This is a genomic window from Pseudomonas sp. S37 (genome assembly GCF_016658545.1).
GTDB lineage: Bacteria > Pseudomonadota > Gammaproteobacteria > Pseudomonadales > Pseudomonadaceae > Aquipseudomonas.
Genome location: NZ_JACVZC010000048.1, coordinates 32613 through 41970, shown reverse-complemented (window position 1 = coordinate 41970; position 9358 = coordinate 32613). Strand labels below are relative to the sequence as shown.

Sequence of the window (9358 nt, the reverse complement as noted above, 5' to 3'; positions counted from 1 at the left end):
CCCCCCCCCCCCCCCCCCCCCCCCCCCCCCCCCCCCCCCCCCACCCCCCCCGCTCCTACAGGGTGGCGTGTCAAGGCAACAAAAGGATGATCAACCCGACAGGCTGACCCGCACCACCTCGGCAAAGTAATCTCGACACCGATCACCAGTGGGTCGATGCCCATGTGCGGCCGTGCGGCATGGGTGCCCTTGCCCTGGATACTAATGACGAAGTTGTCCTCGCTGGCCATGACCCCGCCGGCCCGGGTGGCGATATGGCCGGCCGGCATGCCCGGCATATTGTGTGCGCCATACAGGGCATCGACCGGGAAGCGTTCGAATAGCCCGTCGGCCATCATCGCCTTGGCCCCGCGCCCGTGTTCCTCAGCCGGCTGGAATACAAAGCGCACGGTACCGTTGAAGTTGCGCTCGCGGCACAACAGGTCGGCAGCCCCCAGCACCATTGCCATGTGCCTGTCGTGGCCACAGGCGTGCATCTTGCCGTGGTTGCACGAAGCATGCGCCCGCCCCTGCGCCTGCTCGCTGATGTTCAGGGCATCCATGTCGGCACGCAGGCCGATCACCCCGGGGCCGTCACCGACGCTGTTGCTCGAAGGTAATGTCATTGCTCATGGTTGCAGTTCCTGTGACGGGCGTTGATCAGAATTTACCCGGCTTTCGGGGTGGATCAGGCGCGGGCCCAGGCGCGCTGGCGGGCCAGTACCGAAGCGGCCGCTTCGCCCAGCAGTTCGGCGTAGACGCCCGGGGCGGTGGCACCTTCGGTGCTGATGAAGAGCACGCGGGCATTGCTGTCCAGGCCCAGGTCGGCGGCTGCGCCAGCCCCCTGGACCAGTTGCACCAGCCCGGCCAGGCCCGCGACGCCGGACTCACCCGCCACCAGCGGGATATCGCCAGCGCTGCCGGCTGCCAGACGACGCATGGCCGCAATAGCCTGGTCGTCACGGACAGTCATGAAGTAATCGACGCTGGGCTCAAGGAAGCGCCAGGCCAACGGCGACGTCTCGCCACAGGCCAACCCGGCCATGACCGAATCCACCGACCCGGTCGCCCTGGCTGGCCGGCCGAGCACGGCACTCTGGTACAGGCAGTCGGCCTGTTCGGGTTCGACCATGATGAACACCGGGCGCTGTTCACCGTAGTGCTCCCACAGGTAGCTGACGATGCCGGCTGCCAGGCCACCCACCCCGCCCTGCAGGAACACGTGAGTGAAGGGTGCCTGCCCGGCCGTGGCTTCGACGATTTCCGCGGCGATGGTGCCGTAGCCCTGCATCACGTCACGCGGGATCACCTCATAACCTTCGTAGGACGTGTCGGACACCACGGTCCAACCATTACTTGCAGCCAGCTCGGCAGCATGCTCGACCGATTCGTCGTAGTTGCCGGCAATGCGCACGATCTGCGCGCCGTAAGCGGCAATTGCCTGCTCCCGTTCGATGCTGACGTTGGCGTGCAGCACGATTACGCAACGGCAGCCGATGCTTTCTGCCGCTGCGGCCAGGCCCTTGCCGTGGTTACCGTCAGTGGCGCTGACCACGGTGAAGTGGCCCAGCAGGTCGGCATAGCGACCCTCCAGCAGCCCATGCGGGTCAAATTGCTGCTCGGGAAAGGTACGCAGTATCAGGCGAACCAAGGCAATGGGCGCCCCCAGGGCCTTGAAACTGCCCAGTTCCGAACGCACCGATTCGTCCTTGACCGACAACTGGGCAACCCCCAGCTCGGCAGCCAGGTCGGGCAAGGCATACAGCGGCGTGGCACCGGTGTTCAGGCGTTTCCAGCCGGCCAGCCACTGGCGGCTTTGTTCGGCCTTGGCGATGCTCATCACCTCTAGCAATGCGTGCGGGTATGGCTGGCGACCAGCCTTGGGGTTGGAAACAAACATGCGGCACTCCTTTTCTACAGGCAACAGGAAGCCCATGCCGCCGCAGCCAGGCTGCAGCGGGCGGGGCATTACAGTGGGAATCAGGCGTGGGTCAGGCGGCGGCTCACTACATCCAGCAGCACCTGGGCGCCCTGGATCAGTTGCTGGTCGTCGGTGTGCTCACGCGGGTTGTGGCTGATGCCGCCCTGGCTCGGTACAAAGATCATCGCCGCCGGGGCGATGCGGGCGATCATTTGCGCATCGTGGCCGGCGCCAGATGTCATGCGCCGGTGGCTGAAGCCCAGGCGCTGCGCGGAGGCTTCGATGGCATCGGCCAGGCCGGCATCGAAACTCACAGGTTCAAAGCGCACCAGCTGCTCGCGGGTAATGCTTACGCCTTCGCGTTCGGCCAACTGCGCCAGGTAGTGCTTCAGGCGCTCTTCCGCATACGCCAGGCAGGTTTCATCCGGGTCGCGCAGGTCAACGGTGAACGTGGCCTTGCGCGGGATCACGTTGATCACGTTCGGCTCGAACTGCATGCAGCCGACCGTTGCCAGGGTGGTGCCGGAATCCACGGCCATGGCGCGCAGTTCGGCGACAATGGCGCTGGCGACAAAGCCGGCGTCATGGCGCAAGTGGGTCGGGGTGGTGCCGGCGTGGTTGGCGTGCCCCTTTACTTCCACCTGCTGCCAGGAAATGCCCTGCAGGTTCTCGACCACACCGATCAGGGTGCCCTCGGCTTCCAGGATCGGGCCTTGCTCGATGTGCAACTCCAGGTATTCGTGCGGCACGATGGCCCCGGGTTCCAGCTTGCCGGCATAACCGATACGCGCCAGCTCATCACCCAGCCGGGTGCCGTCGGTGCCCAGGGTATCCAGCGCCTGTTGCAGTGGCAGGCCGCCGGCATACACCAGCGAGCCCATCATGTCGGGCTGGTAGCGCACGCCCTCTTCGTTGGTAAACGCGCCAACCGTGATCGAGCGCTCGGGCAAGCGCCCGGCATCCCGGTAGGCACGCACAACTGCCAGCCCGGCCAGTACACCGTAGCAGCCATCCAGGGCACCGGCGTTGGTCACAGTATCGATGTGCGACCCCATCATCAGCGGGCGCTGGTCGCCGCTGTCTGTGGCGCAGCGCAAGGTGCCGAAGATATTGCCGATACGGTCGACCTGCACGTCAAGATCGAGTGCCCGCATCCAGCCGACCAACAGGTCGCGCCCGGCCTTTTCGGCATCGGTCAGCGCAATACGGGTGCGCCCGCCATGGGTGGCATCGGCGCCTACCTGGCCCAGTTCACGGATCTGCTGCAGCAGCAAAGCGCCGTTCAGTTGCAGTGGGGTGCTTGCGTTCATCAACCGTTTCTCCCTGGGTGCAACGCCATGGCCCTGCACCGCTGTTTTGTTCATGGGAGAATTTTATTCGCTTGCCGCGAACGAAAAACTTGATTTTGCAGGCCCGCATGCAATTTCATTACGGATTTGCGCCATTTGGCGCTATTGCGCTACGGAGGCCTGTTCATGCCCCTGGATCATTTCGACCTGGCCCTGCTCGATGCGGTGCAACGCGACGCCGGCACGTCTCAGCTGGACCTGGGAACACAGGTCAACCTGTCCTCGGCCGCAGTGAACCGGCGCTTGAAGAAAATGGCCGCCGACGGTGTGATACGCGGCACCGTGTCGCAGGTGAACGCCGAACAACTGGGCTACACGCTGACCGTGATCACCGAGGTGGAAGTGGAGAACGAGCGGCTGGACCTGCTCGACGACATGAAACGCACCTTCCTCGCCTGCCCGCAGGTGCAGCAGTGCTACTACGTGGCCGGTGGGTGCGATTTCGTGCTGATCATGCTGGTGCGGCACATGGAGCAGTACACCCAACTGACCCGTGAACTGTTCTTCGAGAACAACAACGTCAAGCACTTCAAGACGCTGGTGTCGATGAGCAATGTGAAGACCGGGATGTTTGTGCCGACCCTCGCACCTTGAAGCCTTGCCGCGATTCCCTGTAGGAGCGGCTTTAGCCGCGAAGAATCCAGTGCGGTGCATGGCACCGGCTGCGCCGGTGTTCGCGGCTGAAGCCGCTCCTACACAGGTTGCGTGCTCTTCAAGGTTTTCTATTAATTGTCATATTTGTAATATCCCACTAAACAGCAACTGTGCATCATAAAATAACCAACCCGTTGCGCACCCTCACAATAACAATACCCAGGCAGGCCGTATTACGCGCCCTGCCCACAACCGTGTCTGGAATATAATGACAATCCAAACAGGCGCTGCCCAACAAAAAGGTTATCGAAGAATCATTCCGTCGATGACCGCCTTGCTGCAATTCGAAGCCGTGGCACGGCTCAACAGTTTCACCCACGCGGCCATTGAACTGGGCGTGACCCAGGCGGCAGTCAGCAAGCAGATCAAGGCCCTTGAAGAAAACCTCGGGGCACTGTTGTTCCACCGTTCGCACCGCAGCATCCACCTCACCGAGGGCGGCGAGATTCTCTTCGCCAGCATTTCCGAATCGCTGCAACGGGTGGCCAGTGCGTTCGACCAGATCACCCATATCAGCCACCAGCAGGAAATCGTGCTGGGCTCCACCGCGCCCTTCTCCCAGCTGCGCATCATGCCCCGGCTCAACGCCTTGGCCGACGCCCTGCCACAGGTGCAGCTACGCCTGGCCACGCAGATGTTCACGGGCGATTTGCGCAAGCGCGACTACGACCTCGACGTGCGCTATGGCAACGGCCAGTGGGAGGACGGTGAAGCTATCTTGTTGTTCGAAGAAGAAGTTTTCCCGGTCTGCGCCCCGGCCTGGCTGGCCCGCAACAGCATGCCCGGCACCCTGGAGGAACTGGCTGGCGCAGGGCTGCTGGACGCCGACTCCACTTCCGAAGGCTGGGTCGACTGGCCAAGCTGGTTCCGCGAACAAGGCCTGGCCCCTGCCGCGCCGCGCTACAACCTGCGCTGCAGCCTGTACACCGATGCCATCAATGCCGCCTTGGCCGGGTACGGCATCGCCCTGGGCTGGGGCCGGCTGGTGGAGCACCTGCTAAGCAGCGGCGCGCTGGTGCGGCTGGAGCCATTCACCGTGCGTACCCGTGAGTCGTATTACATCGTCGTGCCGCACGGGCGACCGGCACTGGCCCATACCCGTGCCATTGCCCATTGGCTGCAAAGCGCGGCGTGTACCGCTGCATAACCACAGGTAATGGGAAGTGGAAAATTAAGCGCATTGACGCTGTTCGGGGGCACTTTAATAATTCGCCGCACATGGCTTGGTTAATTAAAAATAAAAGTGCCTGAGGACAACAATGAACAGCCCACTTGATAAAACCCATCGCGAACTTGTCGATGCGCGGCAACCGGGCTTCGGCATGCCTGGCGAGTTGTACAGCCGCCAGGATGTTTTCGACACCGATATGGATATCTTTTTCAACAAACACTGGATCCAGGTGGCGGTCACGGCCGATGTCGACGAACCCGGTGATGTGTTTACCGTGGACATCGGCAAGGCTTCGGTGCTGATTTTGCGTGACGATGACGAACAGATCCGCGCCTACCGCAATGTCTGCCGCCACCGCGGCGCACGCCTGAAAGCACCGGGCAAGTCCACCGTCGGCATGCTGGTGTGCCCGTACCACCAGTGGACCTACGACCTGGACGGCAGCCTCAAGCACGCCAGCCACATGGGCAAGGGCTTCGACCCCAAGTGCCGTAGCCTGATCCCGGTGCACTGCAAGGTCATCGGCAGCCATGTGTTCGTGTGCCTGAGCGACAACCCACCCGAAGACATCAGCGACCTCGAAGAAGTCATGGGCCCGCGCTTTGCCCCGTTCGACCTGGCCAACACCCGCATTGCCCATGAACTCGACTACATCGAGAACGGCAACTGGAAGCTGGTGATGGAAAACAACCGCGAGTGCTACCACTGCGCGGGTACCCACCCGGAACTGATCGTTTCGTACCAGTCCGAAGACCTCGGCGTCAGCCTGGAAGAAATGAGCGACGATGCCCGTGCCTCCTACGATGCCTACCAGGTACGCAAGGCCGGCATCGAGGCCGACTGGGCCAACAACGGCCTGCTATACGAGACCGTCGAGCACCTGCAGGACAGCTCGCCCACCCAGTTCCGTACCCAGCGCATGATCATCGCCGGCAGCGGCGAGTCGCAAACCCTCGACACCAAGGTAGCCTGCAGCAAATTGCTGGGCAACCTCACCCGCCGCGACCTGGGCGACACCCACCTGTGGGGCAACAACGCCTGGGCCCATGTGATGAGCGACCACGCGATGATCAGCTGGATCATCCCGCTGTCGCCAGAGCGTACCCTGGTGCGCACCAAATGGCTGGTGCACCGCGATGCCGTGGAAGGCGTGGACTACGACCTGCAGCGCCTGACCGAAGTGTGGGTGGCCACCACCCAGCAGGACGCCGCGCTGGTGGCTATCACCCACAGCGGCACCCAAGACCCCGCGTTCGTGCCGGGCCCCTACTCCACCTTCACCGAGCCGTACGTGGACCAGTTCGCCCGCTGGTACACCTCACGTCTCGCCGCGCACGGGGTTTGAAGGCCATGACCGCACTGCACAACATTGCCGGCCTGCGCGCCGACCAGCGCTTCACCGACAGCGACCACTGGGCCGCCCATGGCGCCCAGTGGGCCAGCGGCGCCAGCCGGCGCATCGAATGCCTGAGCGTGGTGGACGAAACCCACGACGTGAAGACCTTCACCTTCCACAGCCCGGACTACCACGCCCTGGCCTATGAGCCCGGGCAGTTCCTGACCGTGTCGCCGGTGATCGACGGCGCCAGCGTGTCGCGCTGCTATACCCTGTCGTCCACGCCAACCCGGCCGTTCACCTTCGCGATCACGGTCAAGCGGGTGCCGGGCGGCGCCGTGTCCAACTGGCTGCACGACCACCTGCAGCCGGGCCACGCCCTGGCCGCCTCGGGCCCGGCCGGTGTGTTCACCCCGGTGGCCGGCCCGTCGCGCAAGCTGCTGTACCTGTCGGCGGGTTCGGGCGTGACGCCGTTGATGGCCATGACCCGCGCCGCAGCCGACCTGCATGCCGAACTGGACATTGTTTTCGTGCACAGCGCCCGCACGCCGAAAGACATCATCTTCCGCGATGAACTGGCACGCCTGGAACGCAGCATGCCGCAGATGCGCACGCTGTTCTTCTGCGAAAGCCTGGGTGACGAACCCGACTGGAGCGGCCCGCTCGGGCGCCTGTCACTGGAAACGCTGCAGCGCGAAATCCCTGACTTCAAGGAACGCGCCGTGTTCACCTGTGGCCCCAAAGGCTACATGGACGCCACCAAGGCGCTGCTGGCCGGCGCCGGTTTCGACCTGGCCCGCTACCATCAGGAAAGCTTCGACATCAGCGCCGAGGCCGAGCCGGAGCCCGCCCCGGCTGCCCCAGGCCAGGCCCTGGATACCTTCACTGTGCGCCTGGCCCGCTCGGGCAAGACCTTCACCATGCGTGCCGACCAGACCGTGCTGGCTGCCGCCAAACAGGCCGGTGCCGTGCTGCCCTCGTCCTGCAGCCAGGGCGTGTGCGGTACCTGCAAGACCGCGCTGCTGGAAGGCAGCGTAGACATGAAACACAACGGCGGCATCCGCCAGCGTGAAATCGACAAGGGCCTGCGGCTGCTGTGCTGCAGCCGCCCGACCTCGGACCTGGTGGTCGACCTCTGACCCCCGACAAGGGCGCTTGAAGTTCAGGCGCCCTTTTTTCGTTTGCGCACCATAAACCTGCAACGCCGCCAGGCGGGTGCGTGTGCGCCCGCCTGCAAGAATAAGAAGGATATAGACGATGCGTGCAAAAGAAGGCCTGTTCAAAGGCCTCAATCCCATTGTGACCGTTGGGTCGCTCTCCATAGTCGTGGCGTTCGTGGTGCTGTGCGCCTCGTACGGCGACCAGGCCGCCGGGGTGTTCAAGGGGGCCTCCGACGCCATTCTGGACCACCTGAAATGGTTCTACCTGGCGCTGGTCAGCGGCATCCTCGGGGTGCTGGTGTTCATCGCCTTCAGCCGCTTTGGCACCCTCAAGCTCGGCCGAGCCGACGAAAAACCGGAATTCAGCTTCGCCGCCTGGATTGCCATGCTGTTCAGTGCCGGCATGGGTGTGGGGCTGATCTTCTGGTCGGTGGCTGAACCGGTGCTGCACTACGCCAGCAACCCGTTCACCCCCGGGCTGACCGACCAGGCCGCATCGATGGCCATGCGCATCACCCTGCTCCATTGGGGCCTGCACCCGTGGGCGATTTTCACCGTGATCGGCCTGGGCCTGGCCTACTTCGCCTACCGTGAAGGGTTGCCGCTGGCATTGCGCTCGATCCTCTACCCGTTGATCGGCAACCGCATCTACGGGCCGATCGGCCATACCGTGGACATCATTGGTGGCGCGGTGACCGCCTTTGGCGTGTCGCAGTCGCTGGGGTTGGGCGTGGAGCAGATCAACATGGGTATGCACCAGGTGTTCGGCACCCCGGTTACCCTGTCGTTCAAGCTGAGCATCATCGCCGTGGTCACGGTGATCGCCTCGATTTCGCTGGTGGCTGGCGTGTCGCGCGGCATGAAGCGCCTGTCGACGCTGAACATGTGGATTTCCCTGGGGCTGATGCTGGTGGTGCTGGGCCTGGGCCCGACCAACTACATCATGAACCTGCTGTTCGAGTCCGCCGGTGACTACGCGCAGAACATCATCGGCATGAGTTTCTGGACCGATGCCCAGGCCGACAGCGCCTGGCAGAAGAGCTGGACCGCCTTCTACTGGCCGTGGTGGATGACCTGGGGGCCGTTCGTGGGGCTGTTCATTGCCCGCATCTCGCGTGGCCGCACCATTCGTGAGCTGGTGTTTGGCGCGCTGCTGGTGCCGACCCTGGTGACCATCTTGTGGATGGCCGTGTTTGGCGGCAGCGCGCTGAAGGATGAACAACAGGCGCGCCAGGCCTACCAGCAGTTGCCGGTTGCCGAGCAGACCGCTGCCGGCCCGTTCCAGGGTGGCCCGGTGCTGGAGGCCACGCGCAAGGAAACCACCACGGCCATGTTCACCCTGCTCGATCGCCTGGGCGGGCCGACCCTGGGTGCGGTACTGAGCGTGATCATCTGCCTGTTGCTGGCGGTGCATTTCGTGACGGCTGCCGATGCCGGCACCCAAGTGCTGTGCATGCTCAACTCGCTGGGCAGCATCAACCCGCCCAACTGGATACGGGTGCTGTGGTGTGTGCTGGAAGGGGCGATTGCGGCCAGCCTGGTGATTGCCGGCGGGCTGCTGGCTATTCAGATGGCCAGCATCGTGGTCGGGTTGCCGATTGCGTTCTACATGCTGCTGACCGGGTATAGCCTGATGCGCAGCTTGTTTGCCAGTGAGGTGGTGATTGCCCGGGAGGTGCCGGTGAGCATCACTGTCGAGCAAGCCCGGGCGAGTGGTGAGGTGGCATAGGAAGCCAAGAAACTATCGCGGTCCTTGTGGGAGCGGCTTCAGCCGCGAACACCGGCGAA

Annotated in this window: 8 protein-coding genes; 5 read left to right on the top strand and 3 right to left on the bottom strand. The window is 63.7% G+C overall.

Annotation, left to right across the window (positions count from 1 at the left end):
- The 3 genes from IAE39_RS16075 to IAE39_RS16065 form a co-directional block, all read right to left on the bottom strand.
- On the bottom strand, positions 1–605 hold a 605-nt coding region (locus IAE39_RS16075; RefSeq protein ID WP_201204095.1), incomplete at its 3' end, for an amidohydrolase.
- A gap of 62 nt (positions 606–667) precedes the next feature.
- Entirely contained in the window at positions 668–1879 is a 1212-nt protein-coding gene (locus tag IAE39_RS16070; RefSeq protein ID WP_201204093.1) for a diaminopropionate ammonia-lyase, read from the bottom strand.
- A gap of 80 nt (positions 1880–1959) precedes the next feature.
- A complete protein-coding gene (locus IAE39_RS16065) occupies positions 1960–3210 on the bottom strand; it encodes a Zn-dependent hydrolase (protein ID WP_201204092.1) in 1251 nt (416 codons plus the stop codon).
- 165 nt (positions 3211–3375) lie between these two features.
- Here IAE39_RS16065 and IAE39_RS16060 point away from each other — a divergent pair, with 165 nt between their 5' ends.
- From IAE39_RS16060 to IAE39_RS16040, 5 genes are all read left to right on the top strand, one after another.
- On the top strand, positions 3376–3843 hold the full coding sequence (locus IAE39_RS16060) for an Lrp/AsnC family transcriptional regulator (protein WP_201204090.1): 468 nt from the start codon (positions 3376–3378) through the stop codon (positions 3841–3843).
- Between the two features lie 268 nt (positions 3844–4111).
- Complete coding sequence (locus IAE39_RS16055; protein ID WP_201204088.1) at positions 4112–5050, top strand: LysR substrate-binding domain-containing protein; 939 nt, start codon at positions 4112–4114, stop codon at positions 5048–5050.
- Positions 5051–5162: 112 nt separating this feature from the next.
- Positions 5163–6419, top strand: a complete 1257-nt coding sequence (locus tag IAE39_RS16050) for an aromatic ring-hydroxylating oxygenase subunit alpha (RefSeq protein WP_201204086.1) — start codon at positions 5163–5165, stop codon at positions 6417–6419.
- A 5-nt stretch (positions 6420–6424) separates the two neighbouring features.
- Entirely contained in the window at positions 6425–7549 is a 1125-nt protein-coding gene (locus IAE39_RS16045) for a hybrid-cluster NAD(P)-dependent oxidoreductase (protein WP_201204084.1), read from the top strand.
- A gap of 118 nt (positions 7550–7667) precedes the next feature.
- On the top strand, positions 7668–9299 hold the full coding sequence (locus IAE39_RS16040) for a BCCT family transporter (protein ID WP_201204082.1): 1632 nt from the start codon (positions 7668–7670) through the stop codon (positions 9297–9299).
- Positions 9300–9358: the final 59 nt, after the last annotated feature.